A 23,094-nucleotide genomic window follows, 5' to 3' on the forward strand; every position below is an offset into this window, starting at 1 on the left:
GGAGCGGGGCTCCTCAAACCCCGCTGGAGCGGATGGGATGGGGCGGATGAGATGACGGGCATCCGCATTCTCGCCCATGACGCGACGGCGCGCGTCTCATCCGCAGGCGGTGATCCGGTAGAGAGACGCCTGTCCCCGCTCGGCGACGAGTTCGAAGCCCGGTGCGGTGTCCAGGTGCGCGAACCCGACGAAGGCCTTCTGATTCGAGATCGTCTTGCCTGGGAAGTAGAGCGCATAGGTGGCGCCGACGTCCTTCAGCGCCGTGCAGACGGCGGGATCCGCGGAGGCCCTGTTGAGCTTCTTCTCGATGATGTCGAGATCGGCGTCATGCCGGTGGAAGAGGTGCTTCACGGTGGTGTCGGCCCCGGAGAGGGCGTACGCGAGCGCGGCCCCGGATTTGGGGTCGACGGCGATGACGGCGTCCGGCTCGATCAGGCTGGGGAGCTCATTGATGAGGGCGTACTCGTCGGTGGTGAGGGAGGAGGAGTCGGGTGCGAGCATGTAGGACTGCTCCAGTATCTTCACCGAGTCCGACATCGCGCCCGACAGCGGCCCGGTCGCCACCAGGAGGAGGACGATGACGCAGCAGGCGCTCGATCTCCACACGAGGGGCCGAGCGCGCCCGCTGGCGATGAGCCGCTCGCATGCTTCGCGCACTCTGCGCAGTCCCGGCAGCCCGCGCGTCTCGCGTGCCCGAGATGCGGTGATGCCTTGGATGATGCGCCCGCATGCCCCGCACGCCTCGCGTCCCCATCGCGCGGCGGCCAGCATGCCCAGTGCCGCCAGCGGTACGGCGGTGACCGGAATCAGCCCTCCCAGGCGGCTGGCGTCGTTGTACCAGATGCCCACCATGAAGAAGCGCAGGTCGCCGTCCTGGGCGGAGCGGGCCACGACATACAGGGCGCCCGTGGTGGCATGGAGCGCCGCCAGCCATCTGTATCCGTCGGTCCGCAGAGCGGCGATGAAGCCGAGGAGAGTCAGCACGGCGGGGACCCAGATCACCGGGAGCTGCACGGGCATTGAGGTCACGGCCTCACCGACGGATCCGCTCGTCGCATAGCTCGGACCCCAGATCGCACTCTCACGCGGCGGGCGCATGTACATCCAGACCATGACCAGGCCGACTGCCAGAGCGCCGACTACGAGGCTCTGCCGGCGGAGCGCACTCGCGGGGCGCTCGTCGAGCGGTGCGCGCAAGGAGGTGATGAGCCTCGCCGTCGTCAGGATGACGGAGGCGAGCAGGAGCGTGGCGATGGTGTTGGGCTGAGTCAGCCCGAGTCCGGCGACTCCGAGAGCCGTCGCCGGCAGGAGCAGACCGGTCGGTCGGGGAGTGAGACCGGCGCTGCCGATCGGCACCAGTGCGCGGACGGCTGCCAGGAGTGCGGGAAGCAGCGCGATGGACAGGAAGTTGGGGTAGAGCACGCCCCAGTTCAGCAGGACGAAGGGGAAGACGGTGAAGCTGCCGGCCATGACCGCGGCGGTGAGCAGGGCTGCGGGGCGCCCGTGGAAGAGGACGTGCGTCAGTGTCAGGCAGCCGGAGGTCCATACCAGGCCCGCCACGGCGAGCACCGTCGCGTTGGTGGCCATGGGGATGTTCGTTGCGCCGCACAGCTTCATGGCCAGGGCGACCAGCGTGTGCCAGCCGAGCGGGTAGGCGCTGCCCTGAGGGGCTTCCAGGAAGAGGCGGAACGAGGACGCGTTATTGGTCTGGAGGATCCATTCCACGGCGTTGAGGTGGAAGACGGCGTCGAAGGTCTGCGAGATGGCATCGGGGGTGTTCAGGATGCGTCCGATGGTGGCCCCGGTGGCGGCGGCCGACAGCGGCCACGCCGCGCACCAGACGGCGATGGAGCGGAGGCGGGGGAGTGCGCCGGTGGCTCCTGATCCGGCGTACGGGGGATGCCGCCGGGCCATCAGCCACCTCGTTGCCAGGGCGGCCAGGCACAGGATCGCAGTGGCCGCCGCTACCGAGGCCAGGCCCCAGGGCAGGGCGAGTACGGGTGCTGCAACACCGGTTCCGCTGATGATCGCGATGGAGATGGCCGGCGCCAGGCCGACGATGAGAGGCGTTCGTATTCCTGCGGCAGCGCCGACGAGGGTGCCTGGAATGAATAGCAGCGCGGCAGCTGACAGGAGGATCGGGAGGAGGGAGAGCCACACGAAGGTGCATTCTAGTGCGTGCTGTGCACTTGACTTGAACGCGGGTTACTAACAATTTGCTAGCGATTGCTATGCGCGTCTCCGGCCCAGGCGCGGCGGTTGTTTCGGTACCCGGCAGTGTTCGGCAGTGCCCGTCGGCGGCCGCTTCATGTCCCTCAGCGTCGGATCCAGCGCGTGCTCACTCGCAGGCGGTGATCCGGTAGAGGCCCGCCCGCCCCTGCTGGGTGACGAGCTGGAAGCCGTCGACGGCCGACAGGCTCTCGAACCCTCTCAGTCCGCGTGGGCTGCGGATCATCCGCCCCGGGAAGTAGAGCACGTAGTGGACGTCGAGCTCGTCGAGGGCACTGCACACCTGCGGGTCCGTCGCCGCGAAGCGGAGCTTCTCGCCGATGATCTCCATCTCCGGGCTGTTGTGGTAGAAGATGTGCTTGGCGGTGGTGTTGGTGCCCGCCAGGGCGTAGGCGAGAGCGGAGCCGCTGTTCGGGTCCACCGCCACGGGCTCCTCCTCGCCCACGAGCTCGGGAAGCCTCTCGATGACCGTCAGCTCGTCCGGCGTCAGCAGGGGGGAGCCGGCATCCATGATGTAGGTGGACTCGAGCTTGTGCAGGGCCTGGGAGGTCGGCAGGCTCGCGGGCCCGAGCAGGACGAGTACCGCCACCAGCACTCCGTACGCCACTCGCCTGCGTGCGCCGCGCATGTTCTCGAGTCGCAGGACCGGGTATCGCTGCGCCGCCCAATCGGCGATGGTGCAGGCGCCCAGCGCCGCCAGGGGGATCGCCGCCAGTGGCAGCAGGGCCGCGAGCCTGAAGGTATCGGAGTACCACGAGCCGACCAGCCAGTAGCGCAGGTCCTTCGTGGCCCCCTCCATGGGCATGGTCTTGGACACGATGTAGAGCGCGCAGTTGATCGCGTGGAATACGACGAGCCACCGCAGTCGCCGTCGTCTCCAGGCGGCGACTGCGCCGACGACCGCGGGAATCGCCACCACCCAGGCGATGGGCAGGCCCTGAGGTGATGAGGTCAGAATCTCCCCGATGACGGCGCTCGTGAAGTTGTTCGGGCCCCAGGACGCCGCGCGCTCCGGGGGTCGCAGGGCGATGTAGAGCCCGATGATGACCGGTGCCAGGACGATGCAGGTGATGACGCGACGACGCAGCTGCGCGGTGGGGCCGCCGCGCCTGGCCTCGCGGACCGCCCGCGTGACCCACACGGTCAGGAAGATGACCAGGGCGATGAGGAAGGTCACGATGACATTGGGCTGGGCCATGCCCAGGCCGCCGAGGGCGAGGAGGAGTGCGGGCAGGAGGAGCGGGGACGCCGAGGGCTCGTCGGGGGAGGGGAAGAGCTCCGGGAGGCATGCGATTATTCCCGGAAGCAGGCTCAGTGCGAGGAAGTTGGGGTAGAGCACGCCGAAGCTGAGCAGCAGCAGGGGGAAGGCCGATATCGTGGAGCACAGCAGGGCTGTGACCACCATGCCGAGCCTGCGCCGGTTGAGGATCCGGCTGGTCAGGGCCAGGCATCCGCTGGGCCACGCGAGGGCCGACACGGCGATGGCGGTGGCGTTGGTCGCCATCGGAATGCTGGTGGAGCCCGTGAGTTTCATGGTCAGGGCGACCAGTGTGTGCCAGCCCATGGGGTAGACGTCGCCCTGGGGCGATTCCAGGTAGCACTTGATGGAGGAGGCGTTGCCGGTGTCGAGGATCCAGCGCACGGCGTTGAGGTGGAAGACGGCGTCGAAGGTCTGCGAGATGGCGTCGGCCGTATTGAGCTCGCGAGCCACGAGCCAGGTGGTGACCAGAGCCGCCGCTCCCAGAAGAATGACGTACATCAGGGCGTCGGACGGCGTCGGGCGATCCGAGGGCGCTCGATCGGCCCGGCCGGCCTGGCCGGTCCGGCCGGAGGCGTTGCGTCCTCGCATTCGGGTGGCCGGCACGCGCATCACGGCGGCTATGAGCACGATCGCGCCGGTGAGGGCCGCGACGAGGACGGGTCCCCAGGATATGTGGACCAATGGCGCGATGACGCCGGCCCCGGCGATGATCCCGATGGATGCGGCCGGTGCCAGGGACACGGCGGTGCGCGGTGGGAGACCCGCCACGACGGTGACGAGCAGGCCCGGTGCGAAGAGGAGCGCAGAAGCCGTCAGGATCTGAGGAATGAGTGAGATCCACACGAGGAGCCACGGTATCAGGTGGATCGGCTGGACTCCCGCGGAACCAAGGGCGTGTGGGAAGCTGCAGTCCTGCAGGCCCTGCACGAGTCCTGTACGTTCCTATCGGTGTCGTCGTTGAAGTCCGCGTCAGTGCGAACAGCGCGGGCGGAGGGCGCCCGCCTCCTCGCCGGCGAGTGCACCCGGATGAAAGTCAGAGCCGGAAAATGAGGGCTAATCGACTGCGCAGGGCCGCTGCGCTATCAGCTACCATCGGGCCATTGCCTACGGAGGGACAATTACGGTGAACCACGACCTCGTCATTGTCGGATCGGGCCTGTTCGGCCTGACGATCGCGGAGCGATGCGCCAACGAGCTCGGACTCAAGGTGCTTGTCATCGACAAGCGCGACCACATCGGCGGTAACGCCTACTCCGAGCCGGATCCGCGTACCGGTATCGAGATTCACAAGTACGGCGCCCATCTGTTCCACACGTCCAATGAGCGCGTGTGGGAGTACGTCAACCGCTTTACGTCTTTCACTCCATACGTGCATCACGTTTACACCACTCACGACGGTGTGGTGTACCCCATGCCGATCAATTTGGGCACCATCAACCAGTTCTTCTCCGCCGCCTACTCCCCGGATGAGGCTCGCGCTGTTATTGCCGAGCAGGCCGGCGAGTTGGCCGGCAAGGATCCGGAGAACCTCAATGACAAGGGCATCAGCCTCATCGGGCGCCCGCTGTACGAGGCCTTCATCAAGGATTACACCGGCAAGCAGTGGCAGACCGATCCCAAGGACCTGCCCGCTTCGATCATCTCGCGCCTGCCCGTGCGCTACACCTATGACAACCGCTATTTCAACGACACCCATGAGGGCCTGCCGACCAACGGCTACACCGCATGGCTGGAGAAGATGGTGGACAACCCCAACATCGAGGTCGCTCTCGGCGTGGACTTCTTCGACGAGTCCCAGCCCTACAACAAGACCGCGCTCAAGGGGCGGGTCCCGATCGTCTACACCGGGCCCCTCGACCGCTACTTCGACTACTCGGAGGGCGCGCTGAGCTGGCGCACCATCGACCTGAGCACCGAGTACCCCGACACCGGCGACTTCCAGGGTACGAGCGTCATGAACTACCCGGACGCCGATCACGACTACACCCGCATCATCGAGCCGCGCCACTTCCACCCCGAGCGCGACTACCCCGCGGACAAGACCGTCATCATGAAGGAGTACTCGCGCTTCGCCGAGGAGGGCGACGAGCCCTACTACCCGGTCAACACCCCGGAGGATCGTCAGAAGCTGCTGGCCTACCGCAAGCTCGCCGGGAGCGAGCAGGGCGTCGTCTTCGGCGGCCGTCTGGGCACCTACAAGTACCTGGACATGCACATGGCCATCGGCTCGGCCCTGTCGATGTTCGACAACAAGATCGCTCCGCACTTCCGCGACGGCGCCGCACTGAACGGAGAGGGGATCGAGGCGTGAGCACCACAACGCGCGTCCTGCAGCGTTTCGTCCTGCCCGCCGACGGCGACTCCGACATCCTCTCGCTGTATGCCGAGGGCGAGGTCATCTCGGTGGCCCCCGTCACCAAGGAGACGCGTGACAGCGATTCCGCCGATGTCGGTGTGGCGCAGACCGTGCGCCAGAGCCCCGGGCAGATCGTCTCGCGCTACAGCTACCGGATCCCGGCCCAAAGCCGTTCGTCCTTCGGAACCTACTTCAACGCATTCCCCGCGGCGTACTGGCGGCGCTGGACGATCGTGGAGAAGGTGACCCTGAGGGTCACCGTGTCCGGCTCGGGCTCCGTCATCATTTACAAGTCCAACGCCCGCGGCGCCTCGCACCGCGTCGATTCGGCCCGCATCGGCTCGAAGTCCGCTGAGATGGTCTTCGAGCTCCCGCTGAACACCTTCGGCGACGGCGGCTGGTACTGGTTCGATATCGCGGCCGACTCCGAGGACGCCATCGTCGAGGCGGCCCGCTGGGAGGCGGAAGTCCCGGCCGAGACCCCCCAGGGCAGGGCGACGATCGGCATCACCACCTTCAACCGCCCCACCGACTGCGCCATCATGCTCGGCCAGCTGGGCGCCTCCGACACTCTTCCGAGCGTGCTCAACGAGGTCGTCGTCGCCGACCAGGGCAATAAGAACGTCGTCGACGACTCGCACTTCCCGGCGGCCCGCGAGTCCCTGGGTGAGAGCCTGCGCATCATCAATCAGCCCAACCTGGGCGGCTCCGGCGGCTTCTCGCGCGGCATGTACGAGGCGCTGCAGGGCGGCGCCGACTACGTCCTCCTGCTGGACGACGACGTGCGCGTCGAGCCCGAGGGCATCGTGCGGGCCGTCACCTTCGCCGACCTGGCCCGCGTGCCCACGATCGTGGGCGGGCACATGTTCTCCATGTACGAGCGCACGATGCTGCACGCATACGCCGAGTACGTCCAGCCGTGGCGCTTCTGGTGGGGCTCGACCAAGGGCACGCGGCCGGACCACGACCTGGCCAATGCGCCGCTGCGCACGACTCCCTGGCTGCATCAGCGCGCCGATGCCGATTACAACGGCTGGTGGATGTGCCTGATCCCGACCTCCGTGGTCCGTCGGATCGGCCTGAGCCTGCCCTTCTTCATCAAGTGGGACGACTCGGAGTACGGCCTGCGCGCCCGGAGTGCCGGCGTGCCGACCGTCTCCTTCCCCGGGGCCGCCGTATGGCACGTGCCGTGGACGGACAAGGACGACTCGCTGGACTGGCAGGCATACTTCCACGAGCGCAACCGTCTGGTGGCCGCCCTCATCCACTCCCAGTACAAGCACGGCGGGCACGTCATCACCGAGTCCATGCAGGGGCAGATCAAGCACTTGCTGTCCTCCCAGTACTCAGTGGTGGAGCTGCGCCTGAAGGCCATCGAGGACATCCTCTCCGGCCCCGACCATCTCCAGGCGGGGATCTCGACGATCGTGCCCAGCGTGCGCGCGCTGCGCTCCGGCTTCGACGACGCGATCGTGGAGAAGGACCCCGACGCCTTCCCGATGGTGCGCCGCGAGAAGCTGCCCCGCAAGGGTGAGGACCTCGGCTATCCCAAGACCATCGTGGGCCGCATCGCCATGGCGGCCAAGGGCACCGTCAAGCAGGTCCTGCCCGTCAAGGCGGCGTCCCGGGTGAATCCCGAGGCGCGCGTGCCGTGGACCGAGGCCCGCTGGTGGATGCTCTCCCAGTTCGATTCTGCGATCGTGTCGAACTCCGATGGCTCGGGGGCCTCCTGGTACCACCGCGATCCCGGGCGTTTCCGCGATCTGCTGATGCGCTCATTCATCCTTCACAAGCGCCTGCGGCAGGACTGGGAGGATCTCCAGGCCGAGTACCAGGCGCGTGTCGGCGAGGTCGTCTCCCCCGAGGCGTGGGCCCGGACCTTCGGCATCGCCGAGGAGGACGGGGCGCAGTCCAGCGCGGTCGCCGCCACGGAGGAGTCCCGGTGACTCAGGCTGTCGCAGTCGGGGACGACGAGCTCGTCGTCCCCGGCTACTCCAAGGGGCTGCTCGACGTCTTCCGCCAGCGCTATCTGCTGTCGCTGATCGTCAAGAAGGAACTCCGGATCCGGTACCACGGCTCCGTGCTGGGCATGGCCTGGTCCTACATCAAGCCGGCCGTCCAGTTCGTCGTCTACTTCCTGGCGATGGGGGTCTTCCTCAGCCTCAACAAGACGCTGCCCGGCTACCCGATCTACCTGTTCTCCGGGATGGTCGTCATCACCTACTTCTCGGAGGTGATGGGCAATGCGACGCGCACGCTCATCTGGAACGCGGCGCTGATCAAGAAGATCTTCCTGCCGCGCGAGATGTTCCCGGTCGCCAGCGTATACGTGGCCATCGTGCACTTCGTCCCGCAGCTGGTGGTGCTGCTCGTGGGCTCCCTCTTCTATGACTGGAGGCCCACGCTCCTGGGAACCGCGGCCATTCTGGCCGGATTCGTCATCGTCACCTTCGCGGCACTGGGTCTGGGCCTCATCTTCGGCTGCCTCAACGTCTTCTTCCGGGACTCGGAGAACCTGGTCGATCTGATCCTCATGATCGCCACCTGGGTCTCCCCGGTCCTCTATCCGGCGGACAAGGTCAAGGACGTCGTCCCGGAATGGATGTGGCACATCTACCAGGCCAATCCAGTGACTGTGGCCGTCGAGCTGTTCCACTACGGATTCTGGTCCGCCGCCACGGGCGAGTCCGTCCCCGGGATCGGCTCCATACCGATGCTCACCCTTGTCGGCCTGGTCGGGTCGCTCATCGTCCTGGGGCTGGGGCAGCTCGCCTTCAAGCGCACCGAGGGCAAGTTCGCGCAGGAGCTGTGATGGATCCACGTATCGAGATCGCCGGGGTGACCAAGGAGTTCACCCTGCGCCACCGACGCTCCCTCAAGGAGCTCGCCGTGGCTGCTGTGCGCAAGCAGGACCTGGGCATCAACACCTTCAAGGCCCTGGACGACGTCACCTTCGATGTCCACCAGGGCGAGACCGTGGCCCTGCTGGGCTTCAACGGCTCGGGCAAGTCCACCCTGCTCAAGCTCATCTCCGGGGTGCTGCGTCCCGACGGCGGCCGGATCCGCACCCGGGGACGGGTCGCGGGCCTCATCGAGGTCGGGGCGGGCTTCCACCCCGATCTGACCGGCCGTGAGAACGTCTTCCTCAACGGCGCGATCCTGGGCATGACCAAGAAGCAGATCGAGGACGCCTACGAATCGATCGTGGAGTTCTCCGAGATCCCGGATTTCATGGACACCGAGGTCAAGTTCTACTCCTCGGGCATGTTCCTGCGACTCGCCTTCGCCGTGGCCGTGCACTCGGATCCGGAGGTCTTCCTCATCGACGAGATCCTCGCCGTGGGGGACGAGCCCTTCCAGCGCAAGTGCCTGGACGAGATCCGAGGTCTGTCCGACCAGGGCAAGACACTGGTCATCGTCAGTCACGACCTCAATATGGTGTCCGACCTGTGCGAGCGCGGAGTCCTGCTGGACAAGGGCGTCAAAGTCGCTGATGGCCCCTCCAAGGACGTCGTGCGGCGCATGCGCGGGGAGTGAGTCGCATGTCCTTCTCCGTCGTTCCCACGCGGGTCGGGCCCCTGGCGGGGCCCGTTTCAGAGTCATGAAATCAGTTGTGGCGCAGCGCCCCCAGGCATCCGAGGAGCCTGAGGAGCCCGAGGCGTCTGATCGTCCTCGCAAGACCGGCCGCAAGCCCGGGCTGGTCAGGATCCTGAGGGATGCCACCCGGCTTCCCGGTTCCTCGGGGCGCGGCCGGCGACTGGACATCCAGGGCCTGCGGGCCTTGTGCATGATCCAGGTGCTCGGTTTCCACGCCTGGAGGATCGGCTCGCCGATCGGCGTGGACGCGTTCATCATGATCTCGGCCTACCTCATGACGGGAGCCTTCGTGCGCCGCGCCGAGGCCGGCCGCACGCCCTGGTTCGTCGAGCGCTGGCTGCACACGTTCAAGCGGCTCATGCCGCCACTGGTGGTCACTGTCCTGATGACCGTGGCGGCCTCCCTGCTCATTCTTCCCCGCAACCGGTGGATCGAAGTGCTCGTGCAGGGCGCCGCCTCGGTCACCTACTGGCAGAACTGGCGCCTGGCCGCCGTCAGCGCCGACTACTTCGCCGACAACCACGCCGTCTCATCGCCGTTGCAGCACCTGTGGTCCATGTCGATGCAGGGGCAGGTCTTCCTGCTGTGGCCGGTTCTCATGGCGATCTGCGCGGGGATCGCCTCGCGCGCCGGCCTGCCGGTCCGCCGCGTGGTGGCCGTGGCCTTCGCCGCGCTGGCGGCGGTCTCGCTGGCGTGGCTGATGACCTCGGCGCCGGCCGACGGCTCGGTCTACTTCGATACCCGGGCCCGCATCTGGGAGTTCGCCCTGGGGTCCGCGGTCGCTGCGGCCGCGCCGGCGCTCCGGCCGCGCAGCGCTTGGATTCGGTGGCTGGTGTCGTGGCTCGGCCTGGGCACCCTCCTGCTCTTCTGCCTGGTGAGCATCGGCACCTATCCCGGCCCCATGGCCGCGGTGCCCATGGCGGCGGTGGCGGCCATTCTCCTGTGCGGCACCGAGCCCAAACTGGGGACGGTCTCGCGTCTGCTCTCATGGCGGCCTCTGGTCGCGCTCGGCGACCGCTCCTACGCCGTCTACCTGCTGCACTGGCCGCTGTTCGTCCTGTACCTGACTGCGACACAGCAGCGGACATTCGATCTTCAGACCGGTGCTGTCCTCATCCTCGCCTCGCTGGTGGCAGCCGCGGCCATGACCCGATGCGTGGATCGCCCCGCCCAGGTCTTCCCGCGCTCGGGACGCAGGCTGGGAGTGCAGGCGGCGATGGTGACCGTGAGCCTGGTGGTGGGCGGCATCCCGCTCGGCGTGGCCGGGGGCGCGATCGCCTACCAGCGCCACATGGAGATCTCGCAGCAGGTGCAGGCGGGTATCGATCCCGATCATCCGGGTGCGCTGGCGGTGCTCAACGGCCAGGCCAGCGATTGGACGAAGCCTCCGGTTCCGGGGCCGCTGTCAGTGACCACGGAGTGGGCGACCCTGGCGGGCGTCAAGTGCGCCGATGATCTGGCTGCGCTCATCGACAGTGAGAACTCCTCGTGCAGGCGGCTCCCCTCCGTCTCCGACACCGCCCTCAAGGCCGTTGTCGTCGGGGATTCGCATGCCGCTCAGAACGTCATCCCCACCATGCGGCTGCTGCATGAGACCGATGACTGGGACATCACGGCCTACCTCAAGGGCGGTTGCTCCTTCGGACTGCCCGAGTACTACAAGGACAGCTGCCGGGAGCGCAATAACGTGGTTCTGGAGCAGCTCGAGAGGAATCCCCCCGATGTCGTCGTGCTTCAAACCACGGAGACCTCCAAGGACTCCTCCATAGAGCTGCTGCGGCCCGGAATCAAGAAGATTGTCGAGCAGCTCACCGAAGAGGGCATCACCGTCATCGGCTTCCGCGACAATCCCCGCTCCGAGAAGAGCCTGTACGAGTGCGCCAACGCGGTTGGTCCCCAGACGCTTGTCGGCGGTTGCGTCTTCCCCAAGGAAAACGCCATGGCCGCTGAGGATCCGGCGAAGTTCTTGGAGGAGAGCAACCCGCTTTTCCACCAGATCGACGCCAGCGACATGCTGTGTCCCGACGGCGTGTGCGGCACGATCATCGGCGATGTGTTCGTCTATATGGACGACAACCACATTTCGTCCACCTACTCGCGAACCATGGCGCCCGAGCTCGCCGCACGCATTGAGGGCGCCATGGGCCTGGCGGACAGCGGCAAAGAGTGAGTGAGAGATCCGTGCCGATAGGCCGCTGACCGTCGGTCGATCAGCGGTTCGGTCAGCGGCTGGTCAGTGGCCGGTCTGCAGCTGGCTACTGCCCCTGGGCGGCGTACTTCGCCTCGACCTCCGCCTTGAGCGGACGCCACCAGGCCTCGTTGTTCCGGTACCAGTCGATGGCGTCCTTCAGGCCCGAGCGGAAGTCTGTGAAGCGGGGCGCCCAGCCGAGCTCCTGAACGAGCTTGGAGTTGTCAATGGCGTAGCGCATGTCATGGCCGGGGCGGTCCGCCACGTGGTCGTAGTCGTCGGGTTCGCGGCCCATGAGCTCCAGGATCAGCTCGACGACCTGCTTGTTGTTCTTCTCCCCGTTGGCCCCGATGAGATAGGTCTCGCCGGCGCGGCCCTTCTCGATGATGTCCCACACGGCATCGTTGTGGTCGCGCACATGGATCCAGTCGCGCACGTTCTGCCCGGCGCCGTACAGCTTGGGGCGCACCCCGTCGATGAGGTTGGTGATCTGGCGGGGGATGAACTTCTCGATGTGCTGGTAGGGCCCGTAGTTGTTCGAGCAGTTGGAGATCGTGGCCTCCACCCCGAAGGACCGCACCCAGGCCCGCACGAGCAGGTCGGAGCCCGCCTTGGAGGAGGAATAGGGGGAGGAGGGGTTGTAGGGCGTGGTCGGCTCGAACTTGGCCGGGTCGTCCAGCTCGAGATCGCCGTAGACCTCATCGGTGGAGACGTGGTGGAAGCGCACCCTGTGGCGGCGCACCGCTTCCAGGAGAGTGAAGGTGCCCACCAGATTGGTGCGGATGAAGGGGGAGGGGTCGCGCAGGGAGTTGTCATTATGCGATTCGGCGGCGAAGTGGACGACGACGTCGGCGGCCGCCACGAGCGGGTCCACGGTATCGGCGTCGGCGATGTCCCCGACGATCAGCTCGACCCGATCGCCCAGATCCGCCAGTGAGCCCTGGTTCCCGGCGTAAGTGAGTTTGTCCAGGACTGTGACGGTGGCCCCGGGGTGGCGCGTCAGGGTCTGACGGACGAAATTGGCGCCGATGAATCCGGCACCGCCGGTGACGAGGATGTTCATGGGAATGACGACTCCGAGATGTGAGGGGATCTGAGGGAATGCGAAGGGAATGCGAGGAGATATGGGGGAGTATGAGGGGATATTGAGGGACGGGGAGGGCGTCGACGAGCGTCGTCCTCCGCGCATCATGCCACGCCTGGGCGAACCAGGGCGCCTCGCACCGTATCCGCTTGCACTCAACCCGTAATTCACCCGTTAGACTTCTTCCGGTTCATCGCCATCGTGAAGGAGAGTCATGACGCCACCAACGCATGACACGCTGATCATCATCCCCGCTTGGAATGAGGCGGATGTGCTGGGCGGTGTTCTTCAGGAGGTGCTGGACACGGTCGGCTCCTTCGCCGACCTGGTGGTCGTCTCCGACGGATCGACGGACGCTACCGCTGAGATCGCCCGCTCCACTGGCGTCCCGGTGCTGGATCTGTCGATCAACCTCGGGGTCGGTGGCGCGATGCGGGCGGGCTACCTGTACGCCCAGCGTCGGGGATACACGTACACCGTCCAGCTCGACGCCGATGGTCAGCATGCGCCCGAGGAGATCACGAATCTCATCCAGGAGGCCGAGGACGCTCATGCGGATGTCGTGATCGGAGCCCGTTTCGCCGGCAAGGGCGATTACTCGGTGCGCGGCCCGCGCTGGTGGGCCATGAAGGTCCTGTCCTGGATTCTGTCCAGGGTGTGCGGAACCCGTCTGACGGACACGACCTCCGGTTTCAAACTCTCGGGGCGCCGGGCCATTGAGCTCTTCGCCAGGGAGTATCCGGCGGAGTATCTCGGCGATACCATTGAGGCCCTCGTCATCGCGGCGAGGTCGAATCTGGTGGTGCGGCAGATCCCCGTGGCGATGCGCCCCCGAGCGGGAGGGACGCCGTCGCAGAATCCTTTCAAGGCCGCCAAGTTCCTCGGGAGAGCCTTCGTGGCGCTCGGCGTCTCCCTGACCCGTCCTACGCAGAAGAAGTGACCTCATGGAACGCACGTATTGGATCGGCCTCGTCTTCTCACTGATCGTCCTGATCGCGGTGTTCTTCCGGATGCGTAATGCCGGCATGAAGGAGCGCTACGCGACCTGGTGGGTGGTCATCGTGGTGGGCACGACCATCGTGTCGCTGTTCCCCAGCCTGCTCAGCCTGGTGTCGGGCGCGCTGGGCGTCAGGGTCCCCCTGAACCTGGCGTTCTTCGTCGAGGGCATTGTCATGATGCTCGTCTCACTGCAGCTCAGCGTCGATGCCTCACGAGGGGATGAGGAGCGGCGCAGACTCGTTGAGGAGATCGCCATCCTGAATCTGCGCATGGAGCAGCTCGAGGCCGGCTCGTCAGGCTCCTCAGATTCCTCGGACTCGTCCGGCTCCTCCGGCGCGGCCGACTCGCCCAGGTCGTGAGGGCTCCGGCTCTCTGCGGCATCCCGCCCGCCCCGCTACCGCTCGATACCTCTCACACCTCTCACTCCGTTTACACCGCCTTGCACCACCGCATCGCGGAGTAGATCAGCCGGCCGCATGTGGCCTGAGCGAGGTGCATGCGATGCTAATCTAGCGGCAGCACCGTTTGCTTCGTGGAAGGCCCCTTCATGACTGTTGACATCCTCTTCCCTTTCTACGGCGATGTGGCCATGATGAAGGAGGCTGTCAGGTCCGTCCTGCGCCAGACGAATCCGGACTGGCGGTTGATCGTCGTCGATGACGGCTATCCGGACGACTCGATTCCGGGCTGGTTCGACTCCCTGAAGGACTCCCGTGTCACCTACATGCGCAATGAGACCAACCTCGGGGCCAACGGCAATTACCGCAAGTGCCTGACCTTCGTCGAGAACCCGCTCGTGCAGGTCATGGGGGCCGACGACGTCATGCTCCCGAACTATGTCGATTGGCTCGTCAAGGCGGCCAAGCGCCACCCGGACGCGAACATCTTCCAGCCCGGCGTGTTCGTCATTGATGAGCACGGCGCGCCCTCTCACACCTTGGTTGAGAAGGTCAAGGGCTTCTACATGCCCTCCAGGAGGGTTCCGCAGGTCCTGCGCGGTGAGACCCTCGCGGTCTCGATCCTGCGGGGCGACTGGCTCTACTTCCCGTCACTGGCCTGGCGTGCGGAGACGATTCTCGGGATCGGCTTCCGAGAGGGCTACGACGTGGTTCAGGACATGGCTCTCGTGTGCGATGTCGCCATGAAGGGCGGCGGCCTTCTCTACGACCCGACCGCTGCATTCCTCTACCGTCGGCACTCCGGCTCCGACTCCTCCTGGCGCGCTCTGGAGGGCACCAGGTTCGGGGAGGAGCGCCGCTTCTTCCTGCAGATGGCCGCCGAGATGGATCAGCTCGGCTGGAAGCGCGCCGCGCGCGTGGCCCGACTTCACGTCTCCTCGCGCCTGCACGCCGGCACTCTCCTCCCCAAGGCGGCCCTCGCCAAGAACTGGGCGGGAGTGAAGAACCTGGGCCGCCATATCCTCGTATGACCGGCGCGTCTGGCTCCGCCGGCGGCCCTGGTAACACTGACAGCCCTGGCAGTGCTGCCGGCGATGTGGAGACCGGCAAGACTCTTCGCGTCCAAACCACGCCGATTCCCGGCTTCCTGCGTCTCGATCTGACTGTCCACGGTGACAGGCGCGGATGGTTCAAGGAGAACTGGCAGCGCGAGAAGATGCTGGCGCTCGGCTTGCCGGACTTCGGGCCGGTCCAGAACAACATCTCCTTCAACAACGAGGTCGGTGTCACCCGCGGTATTCATGCCGAGCCCTGGGACAAGTTCGTCTCGGTGGCCACGGGGCGGGTCTTCGGCGCCTGGGTTGACTTGCGCGACGGGCCGAGCTTCGGCGCCGTCTACACGTGCGAGATCGACCCGTCAGTGGCCGTGTTCGTTCCCAAGGGCGTGGGGAACGCCTATCAGACTCTGGAACCGGATACCGCCTACACCTATTTGGTCAACGATCACTGGTCGCCCGATGCGGCGTACACGTTCCTCAACCTCGCCGACGAGACCGCCGCGGTGCCGTGGCCCATTCCGCTGGAGCGGGCGATCCTGTCCGATAAGGACAGGGCGCATCCGCGCATGGCGGAGGTGGCGCCAATGCCGGTCGAACCCGAGCGCGGACGCCGTGTGCTGGTCACCGGTGCTCGCGGTCAGCTCGGACGCGAGCTCATGAAGCAGTTGCCGCAGGCCGGCTACACCGTCACCGGCGTCGACCTTCCCGAGGCGGATGTCTCCGACGCAGTGCAGATGACGGCCTGGGACTGGTCGGCTTACGACATCGTCATCAACGCCGCCGCCTGGACTGACGTCGATGGCGCCGAGACGCCGGACGGGCGCCGCCTGTCCTGGCGGGCCAACGCCACCGGTCCGGCCAACCTGGCCCGTGCGGCAGCCGCACACGGCTTCACGCTGGTGCACATCTCGAGCGAGTACACCTTCGACGGCACTGCCGGCATCCATACCGAGGATGAGCCTCCCAGCCCTCTCGGCGTCTACGGCCAGTCCAAGGCCGGCGGTGACGCCGCAGTGGAGGCGGCCCCCCGCCACTATCTCGTGCGCACGAGCTGGGTGGTCGGCGACGGCAAGAACTTCGTGCGGACCATGGCCTCTCTGGCGGAGCGCGGCATCGCCCCGAAGGTTGTGGCGGACCAGACCGGGCGGCTGACCTTCACCACTGATCTCGCCGCGGGCATCATCCACCTGCTGTCCACCGGAGCGGAGTACGGCACCTACAATCTGTCGGGTCGAGGGCCGGTCGTCTCCTGGTGCGATATCGCCCGTCGCGTCTATGAGCTCGTGGGGCGCAGCGCCGCGGAGGTCACGCCGGTGACGACGGCCGAGTACTACGCCGGTCAGGAGGGCATCGCTCCGCGCCCGCTGAGCAGTGCTCTGGATCTGTCCAGGATCGAGGCCACCGGTTTCACTCCCGCAGACTCCATGGAGCGCCTGGAGGCTTACGTCCCGACCCTGTGAGCGATTGCGAGCGGTGGGGCATGAGTACTCATGAGTACTGACGTGTCGGCTGAAGCCTGAGATCCCGAGTCCGGTCCCGATGCCGGTTTTCAGTCGGCGGGGGCCTCGGACGAGGCCCGTCGCAGTGCCAGGAACAGGCTCATGAGGAAGACGACGACGAGGACTCCCATCGCCCCCGCGTACGCCAGGGAGGCCCCCAGCAGGGCATAGGCGGGGACGAGTACGAAGCACAGGAGGGTGATCGCTCCCGCCGCGGCGATGTACCCCGCGAAGACTAGCTTCTGCAGTCGCATGGTCGTGAGCGCGTAGTAGAGAACCACTCCCGCCGCATTCAGCGCTCCGCCCGCCACCAGCACCATGAGCTCGAGCATGGAGCCGGAGACATCCGTGTGGTAGACGAGGCGGAGCGCTGGGGCGCCGATCGTGTAGGTGGCCAGTGCGACCGCAGCGAATGCCACGAGGGTCCCGAGCAGACCCTTCCTGATGATCGCCGAGAATCCGGCCCGGTCCGCGCCGATCCACCGGTTGGCCATTTGGGTGAGCAGGGGTCGGAAGATGACGAATGAGAGCAGATTGATGGTGAATGCGGGCATGAAGATGATGGCGAAGTAGCCCTGCTGCTCGGGATCGAGATAGCGATCGATCGCGAACCTGGGCGCGTTGGCCAGGTACAGCGCGATGAACGAGGCCAGGAACAGCGGCAGACATTCGATCAGGACCTGCTTGATGGAGCGCAGCTCCCACCGCGGTCGCAGATCGAACATGCCTCTGGCGGGCGGGAGATAGGCGCCCAGCAGCACGATCGTCGAGACCACCAGGGTGATGGCGGCGGCCATGAGCATGCTTCCGGTGGCCACAAGTATTCCGGAGAAGACCGTGATTGTGATCAGGGTGCGGAAGAAGCAGGCCTTCCCTGCGATGTCCAGACGCCCTTCCCTCTGGAACTCGCAGTAGTAAACGTCCTCGAAAGCCTCGAAGACGCGCAGGAAGGCGATCATCGCGATGAGGGCGGCGCTGGCGAGATCATCCCCGGAGATCACCGCGTATCCGATGATGCCGGCGATCATCGCCCCTACGGTTACCAGCCGGGTGGCCAGGTAGGTGCCGAAATCGAAGCGGTGACGGGCATCGGTGACGTGATAGGTGCGCACCTCGTACATGCCGAGGGCCTGGAACTGCTGTCCGACGGCATTGGCCAGTGAGAAGACGCCCGCCGCATATAGGTCGGCGCTGCGCTTGACGACGAGGAGCAGGACCGCCGTCGTCAGGGACAGCATGAGGGATGCGGCTGTGTTCCAGAAGTAGTCGCGGGCCTGCGAGGTCTCCGGTGCGGACATGCTCGTGCCTCCTGAGGGCGGTGGGGCTGTGGGAACGGTGCGCTACGCGCAAACCAGCCCGCAGCTCAGGGACGCCGTGAGGCGTCATCGTGGCGGCACCTTCAGGGGAGAGTACTCTCGTAGGGGCCGAAGTCGACAGTGTGTGGTTTGTGGTTCCTGCGCTGGTCCTCCGGCGGCAGTTCCATGTAGTCGCCGTAGCCGCGGCGCAGAAGCACGTCGTACTCGTGGGGCAGCATGACCGTGATGTCCTCGAAGGGGACCTCGTGGACGGGGAAGAGCTCCTCCCTCGTCAGCGCCCAGTTCTCGGGGTCGCGCATGGAGAAGTCCGCCATGCGCTTGGTCTCGGCGTGCTCGTAGGTCCGGGCCGCCTTCTCCCAGCGGGACTGGAGCAGCCTCGGGGTGATGCCCAGGCAGCGCATGATCCAGTGGACGGTCGTGGTCACGGAGTAGATCGCTGCCCGCCGCGCCCCCGTGATCCCGATGAGGTAGGGCCTCGGTGTTCCGCGCAGGAACAGGAGGCGCCCCCACAACCAGGTGCGCCGGCTCATGGCGCGGAAGGCGCTCGGGGAGTCGGGTGCGTTGTCCACCGGCAGGATGTCCAGGGAGATCGGCATGCGGTAGGTCGAGTCCTTGGCGAACTCGGGGATCAGCAGCGTGTCCTTGAGGACCAGCTTGGAGAACATGAACGGGTAGTCGCGGATCGTGCGGGTGTTGTCCACCCGGAACTCCTCGCCGAGTTTCTCGGGCGCCTCGGCGAGGAAGCGCTCGTAGTCGCTGCGCGTCATCATGACGTCGATATCGTCGTCCCAGGGGATGAATCCCTTGTGGCGCACGGCGCCGATGGCCGTTCCACCGTAGACGGCGTAGGAGACGCCCAATTGCCTGCACACGCGGTCGAACTCCGCGAGCATCTTGGTCAGCAGCAGGTGAACCCTGTGCAGCATCTGCGGGTCGGCGCTGTCGTCAGTCGTCATACGTGGCTCCCCTTGAGATCGACCAGCCCCGACGTCGAGGGGCACCGGCCCGCATTTTCTCACGGGGCGCTTCAGGCGACCTAGCGACAATGCGGGTGGCCGGTGTCACTCGACGATGCATCGGTGATCCGTTCTCAGGAGCGCGGGCCCGCGGTCGGGAGCGCCGCATCCCGATCGGTTCCGTCGTCCTGTCCCTCGGCCGCCTTCTTCGAGAAGCCGTCGGCGGTCCTGCCGGCCGACGGGCGGGTGAGTCGCAGCTCGCGCCAGTCGGGGGAGGCCGCCAGGACGGTGCCAGTCAGGGCGACGATGCAGCAGACGACCTGCAGGCTGGTCGGCACGGTTCCTTGCAGGACCAGCGCGAAGATAACGGCCCAGGCGGCGTAGGAGATGTTCAACGCCATCCCGCGCGAGGCGCCAATGGTGTCGATGGCCTTGTAGTAGAAGAGGTAGGAGGCCGCTCCGGTGAGCGCCGCCAGGGCGATGATGGCGGTCGCCGTCGAGATGGTGGCGCCCGCGGCGAAGTGGAGCGCGCCCGAGACGGGGATGACGATGATCAGGTAGGTCAGGCCCGAGGTGGTCTGGCGGATGTGGAGCGCCGTCTCGTTGTCGACGGTGTCGTCGCGCATGCCCCAGGCCAGGAGGACCGCCTCCGAGCCCCAGCCGACCACGCACGCCAGCGATCCGAGCAGCCCGACGATCGGCGAGCCCGTGGTCGTCTCGCTGGAAGAGGACCAGCCGATCACCGCCACGGCCGCCAGCGCCACCAGGAGGGCGATGATCTGGCCGGGACGCATGCGCTCCTTGAGCAGGATGAAGGCGAGCAGCGTGCCGAATGCGGGATAGAACGAGGAGATGATCGCGGTGTAGCCCGGACCGATGTTGTTGATGGCGATGAGGTAGCCGCTCATGCCGACCGGGCCGCCCAGCAGGGCGGCCAGCATGACCGCCTTGCCACTGCGTGTTCTGATCGCCGCCACTGTGTCTCGCAGGCGTCCGCGGATCCCCATGTAGATCAGCAGGATGATGGCGCTGGACGCGTCGTGGAGGGCCGCGCCGGTGATGGAGGCGCTGGGCGAATCGAGGAAGGGCGTCAGCAGGAGGGCCATGCTGAGCACGACGGTGTCGACGCCCCAGAGCATGCCGCTGAGAACTCCGTACTTCATGATGGGCTCCTCATTCCGAAAGGGATTGCGATGGGGCGGTGGCGGGCTGCGAGGCCGCCGCGTAGTCGGCCAGGAGGCGGTCGACGTGGTCCACGGCGTGGCGGTAGTAGATGAGGAGCCATTCGCCGACGTCGTCGCCCTCGGCCTCCTTGGCGAGCGCCCACACGTACCAGCACCAGCCGGCGAACACCACGTAGGACCAGAAGTGGCGGCGCTCGCGCTCCGTGGGCGTCCGGCCGAAGTAGAACTCCAGCGCCTCATCGCCCTGCTCGAGCGACAGCTGGGCGCACACCACCATGGTGCCGAAGTCGCTGGCTATGTCGGACATGCCCGCGTACTCCCAGTCGATGAGGTCGAGGTGGCCGTCGGCATCGACGAGGAAGTTCAGGTGGAAGAAGTCGTTGTGGCTCGGGGCCTTGGCGAAGCCGTCGGCGTCGGCGAGCTCCTTGAGCCGCATGACTTTGCCGCGCAGCTCGAAGTACCTGGGCACGTCGATGGGGCCGTAGCTCTTGAGGATCTTCTCGTACTTCACCCCCTCCTGGACGAAGTCGAAGTTCCTGGCCAGGGTCTTGCCGGACTCATGCAGGTTTCGGTCCATGCGCATGGCCTGCTTGAGCTCCTCGGGGCGGGATGCGTCCAGGTTCCGGCAGTCGGGGATGAACCGGGAGATCTTCCAGCCCTTGTCGGCGTCACCGGTGATGAATGTGCGATCGATGCCGAGGTCCCGGGCCAGGTTCAGCGCCTCGAGCTCGGCGCTCCGATCGACGATCTTGTCCGTGCCGATGCCCGGGTGCCGGTAGACGTACTGCCCGTCGCCCACGGTGAAATGGCACGAGAGGTTCGTAATGCCCTGCTTGAGCGGGTAGAAGTCGTGCACATCGTTCTTGCCGCATCCCAGGACCGAGGCGATGTTCTCGAAGATCTCGGAGTCGAGGTTGTTCACGAACATGGGGTCGAAGCCGCGGACCTCGTCGAGAGAGTCGAACTCGTTGATCACTCCCGCCGGGTACTGCCGGATGACCATGTCGAGCTCCTTGACGTGCTCGATGTAGATCTGCTCCCACAGCTTGGGCGCCGTTTCGGGCAGGGTGTAGACCTCTTCGAGAATGCGCCGGAAGCCGGTTGAGAATGCGCGGTCGAAGTAGACGTGGCCCAGCATCGTCCAGGCGTCGTGGCCGCCGACCGTCACGCCGGTGATCCGCCCGCCGGGGCCGGTGGTGATGCACCACTCCTGAGTGGGCCCCTCGACGTACTGGGCCGAGTAGTAGGCCTGATAGACATGGGAGTCGAAGGGGTTGGACGTGAAGTAGTCGTCCGAGGAGCACACGTAGGTGTTGCCCAGGGACTCTCGCACCACCCACAGCGAGCCGTTGTTGTTCCGGGTCACGTAGTCGTCGTTGACGACGATCTTGGCTCCGAAGCGGTCCGCCAGGTGGAAGAAGTACTCCTTCTTGTATCCGACGATCACCGTGATGTCGGTGATGCCGGCCGCGTGCAGTTGTTCGATCTGCCTCTCGATGAGAACCTCGCCGCGCACGCGCAGCGCGCCCTTGGGGCGCTCATAGGAGATCGGGGCGAAGCGCTGGGCAAGGCCCGCGGCCATGATGACCGCGTTGTCGACCCGGTAGGGCTCCAGTGCTTCCCGTCCGGCCTGCGTGATGCGCCGCTTGTCGATGTACCCGGCGGCCTCGCACATGCGCACGGCGGTATTGACCCCGCCCAGCGACATCCGGGTGGATTCCTGAATCTGCCGCTGCGTCAGCGGGGCGTCCGCGCGCAGGAGGGCGTACAGGACGTCGAACTGGGGCTGCGAGAGCGTGCCTGTCATCGGCTTCACCATGTCCGTTCATTTTCTGTTCGGTATCGGGCTCGTTCAAAGGTAGCGAACGGATAAAGAAAAGTGAACAGAAAGTGGGGGGCATCACTGGCTGCTGCCGATGGGCCGTCGGGTCATTCTCGTCCGCGGTCCAGCAGTCCCAGGAGGTAGGTCCCGTAACCGGACTTGGCGAGTGGTTCGGCGCGAGTGCGCAGGCCGTCGTCGTCGATGAACCCCATGCGCCAGGCGACCTCCTCGGGGCAGCCGATGTTGAGGCCCTGGCGGTGCTCGACTGTGCGCACGAAGCTGGTCGCGTCCGCGAGCGAGTCGAAGGTGCCCGTATCGAGCCAGGCGGTGCCGCGGGGGAGGATCTCGACCGACAGGCGCCCGGACTCCAGGTAGGCGCGGTTGATGTCGGTGATCTCGTACTCTCCGCGGGCCGAGGGGCTCAGGTCCGCCGCTATCCCGACGACGTTGTTGTCGTAGAAGTACAGGCCCGGCACCGCATAGTCCGACTTGGGGTGGGCCGGCTTCTCCTCGATGGAGACGGCTCGCAGGGCGTCGTCGAACTCGACGACGCCGTAGGCGGTGGGGTCGGCGACCTGGTAGGCGTAGACGACGCCGCCGTCGGGGCTCGTGTGACGGCGCAGCTGAGTGCCCATGCCGGGGCCATAGAAGATGTTGTCGCCCAGGATCAGGGCGGCGCTCTCGGTGCCGATGAAGTCCGCGCCGAGCACGAAGGCCTGGGCCAGGCCGTTGGGCACCTCCTGGACGGTGTAGGACAGGTTGACGCCCAGCTGGGAGCCGTCGCCCAGGAGCCGGTGGAAGCTCGGGGCGTCGTGCGGGGTGGTGATGATCAGGACGTCCTGGATGCCTGCGAGCATGAGCGTACTCAGCGGGTAGTAGATCATCGGCTTGTCGTAGACCGGCATGAGCTGCTTGGAGACGCCCAGGGTGATCGGGTTGAGTCGCGTGCCGGAGCCCCCGGCCAGAATGATTCCTCGCATGTACTCAGTGTGGCGCATGTGCGCCTTCGCAGTCATGCAGTCATGCGGTGATGGGGGGCGACGCGGGGCAGCAGGGGGCGGTGGTGGTCGATAACGATAGATGCCGGTCGGTGTCAGTCGATGTGGCATCCCGGGTGCGTGGCGGGTGATGGGTTAGCGTGCCCGGT

17 protein-coding genes are annotated in these 23,094 nt (G+C 66.3%); 9 read left to right on the top strand and 8 right to left on the bottom strand.

Annotated elements, in window-relative coordinates; all coding sequences use genetic code 11:
- Window positions 1–96 precede the first annotated feature (96 nt).
- Together W5W_RS0113000 and W5W_RS0113005 are read right to left on the bottom strand one after the other, a co-directional pair.
- Window positions 97–2,160, bottom strand: coding sequence for a DUF6541 family protein (locus W5W_RS0113000; protein ID WP_017195705.1), 2,064 nt, complete (start codon window positions 2,158–2,160; stop codon window positions 97–99).
- A gap of 178 nt (window positions 2,161–2,338) precedes the next feature.
- The gene (locus W5W_RS0113005) at window positions 2,339–4,333 is read right to left on the bottom strand and encodes a DUF6541 family protein (RefSeq protein WP_238533355.1); all 1,995 of its coding nucleotides are present in this window, start codon (window positions 4,331–4,333) and stop codon (window positions 2,339–2,341) included.
- Between the two features lie 280 nt (window positions 4,334–4,613).
- On the opposite strand from W5W_RS0113005, the gene glf reads away from it, so the two are divergent.
- The 5 genes from glf (at window position 4,614) to W5W_RS0113030 (ending at window position 11,613) form a co-directional block, all read left to right on the top strand.
- On the top strand, window positions 4,614–5,801 hold the full coding sequence (glf, locus tag W5W_RS0113010) for a UDP-galactopyranose mutase (protein WP_008732415.1): 1,188 nt from the start codon (window positions 4,614–4,616) through the stop codon (window positions 5,799–5,801).
- Window positions 5,798–7,792, top strand: a complete 1,995-nt coding sequence (locus W5W_RS0113015; RefSeq protein ID WP_017195707.1) for a glycosyltransferase — start codon at window positions 5,798–5,800, stop codon at window positions 7,790–7,792. Before glf ends, W5W_RS0113015 begins: the two co-directional genes overlap by 4 nt.
- Window positions 7,789–8,658 (top strand): ABC transporter permease, encoded by an 870-nt coding sequence (locus W5W_RS0113020; protein WP_017195708.1) that lies wholly within the window; start codon window positions 7,789–7,791, stop codon window positions 8,656–8,658. Before W5W_RS0113015 ends, W5W_RS0113020 begins: the two co-directional genes overlap by 4 nt.
- Window positions 8,658–9,383, top strand: coding sequence for an ABC transporter ATP-binding protein (locus W5W_RS0113025; protein ID WP_017195709.1), 726 nt, complete (start codon window positions 8,658–8,660; stop codon window positions 9,381–9,383). Before W5W_RS0113020 ends, W5W_RS0113025 begins: the two co-directional genes overlap by 1 nt.
- A 76-nt stretch (window positions 9,384–9,459) precedes the next feature.
- The gene (locus W5W_RS0113030; RefSeq protein ID WP_017195710.1) at window positions 9,460–11,613 is read left to right on the top strand and encodes an acyltransferase family protein; all 2,154 of its coding nucleotides are present in this window, start codon (window positions 9,460–9,462) and stop codon (window positions 11,611–11,613) included.
- An 85-nt stretch (window positions 11,614–11,698) separates the two neighbouring features.
- Here W5W_RS0113030 and rfbB read toward each other — a convergent pair whose 3' ends face one another.
- Entirely contained in the window at window positions 11,699–12,694 is a 996-nt protein-coding gene (gene rfbB / locus W5W_RS0113035; RefSeq protein WP_017195711.1) for a dTDP-glucose 4,6-dehydratase, read from the bottom strand.
- A gap of 235 nt (window positions 12,695–12,929) precedes the next feature.
- Between rfbB and W5W_RS0113040 the strand changes: the two genes are divergently transcribed.
- From W5W_RS0113040 to W5W_RS0113055, 4 genes are all read left to right on the top strand, one after another.
- Window positions 12,930–13,655, top strand: a complete 726-nt coding sequence (locus tag W5W_RS0113040; RefSeq protein ID WP_008732452.1) for a glycosyltransferase family 2 protein — start codon at window positions 12,930–12,932, stop codon at window positions 13,653–13,655.
- Window positions 13,656–13,659: 4 nt separating this feature from the next.
- On the top strand, window positions 13,660–14,073 hold the full coding sequence (locus tag W5W_RS0113045; protein ID WP_008732413.1) for a DUF2304 domain-containing protein: 414 nt from the start codon (window positions 13,660–13,662) through the stop codon (window positions 14,071–14,073).
- 188 nt (window positions 14,074–14,261) lie between these two features.
- A complete protein-coding gene (locus W5W_RS0113050) occupies window positions 14,262–15,143 on the top strand; it encodes a glycosyltransferase family 2 protein (protein WP_008732419.1) in 882 nt (293 codons plus the stop codon).
- Between the two features lie 65 nt (window positions 15,144–15,208).
- Window positions 15,209–16,630, top strand: coding sequence for a sugar nucleotide-binding protein (locus W5W_RS0113055; RefSeq protein ID WP_017195712.1), 1,422 nt, complete (start codon window positions 15,209–15,211; stop codon window positions 16,628–16,630).
- A gap of 89 nt (window positions 16,631–16,719) precedes the next feature.
- Here the strand turns inward: W5W_RS0113055 and W5W_RS0113060 are convergent, their stop codons facing one another.
- From W5W_RS0113060 to rfbA, 5 genes are all read right to left on the bottom strand, one after another.
- Entirely contained in the window at window positions 16,720–17,967 is a 1,248-nt protein-coding gene (locus tag W5W_RS0113060) for a lipopolysaccharide biosynthesis protein (RefSeq protein WP_008732421.1), read from the bottom strand.
- Window positions 17,968–18,068: 101 nt separating this feature from the next.
- On the bottom strand, window positions 18,069–18,941 hold the full coding sequence (locus tag W5W_RS0113065; RefSeq protein WP_008732423.1) for a LicD family protein: 873 nt from the start codon (window positions 18,939–18,941) through the stop codon (window positions 18,069–18,071).
- Between the two features lie 134 nt (window positions 18,942–19,075).
- Window positions 19,076–20,104, bottom strand: coding sequence for a DMT family transporter (locus W5W_RS0113070; RefSeq protein ID WP_008732444.1), 1,029 nt, complete (start codon window positions 20,102–20,104; stop codon window positions 19,076–19,078).
- 10 nt (window positions 20,105–20,114) lie between these two features.
- A complete protein-coding gene (locus tag W5W_RS0113075) occupies window positions 20,115–21,944 on the bottom strand; it encodes a phosphotransferase (protein WP_017195713.1) in 1,830 nt (609 codons plus the stop codon).
- A 110-nt stretch (window positions 21,945–22,054) separates the two neighbouring features.
- Window positions 22,055–22,927: a glucose-1-phosphate thymidylyltransferase RfbA gene (gene rfbA / locus W5W_RS0113080; protein WP_008732471.1), complete on the bottom strand. Its 873-nt coding sequence runs from the start codon at window positions 22,925–22,927 to the stop codon at window positions 22,055–22,057.
- Window positions 22,928–23,094 lie beyond the last annotated feature (167 nt).

Origin of the sequence: Actinomyces massiliensis 4401292, from assembly GCF_000269805.1 — a bacterium.
In the GTDB taxonomy this organism is placed as follows: Bacteria; Actinomycetota; Actinomycetes; order Actinomycetales; family Actinomycetaceae; genus Actinomyces; species Actinomyces massiliensis.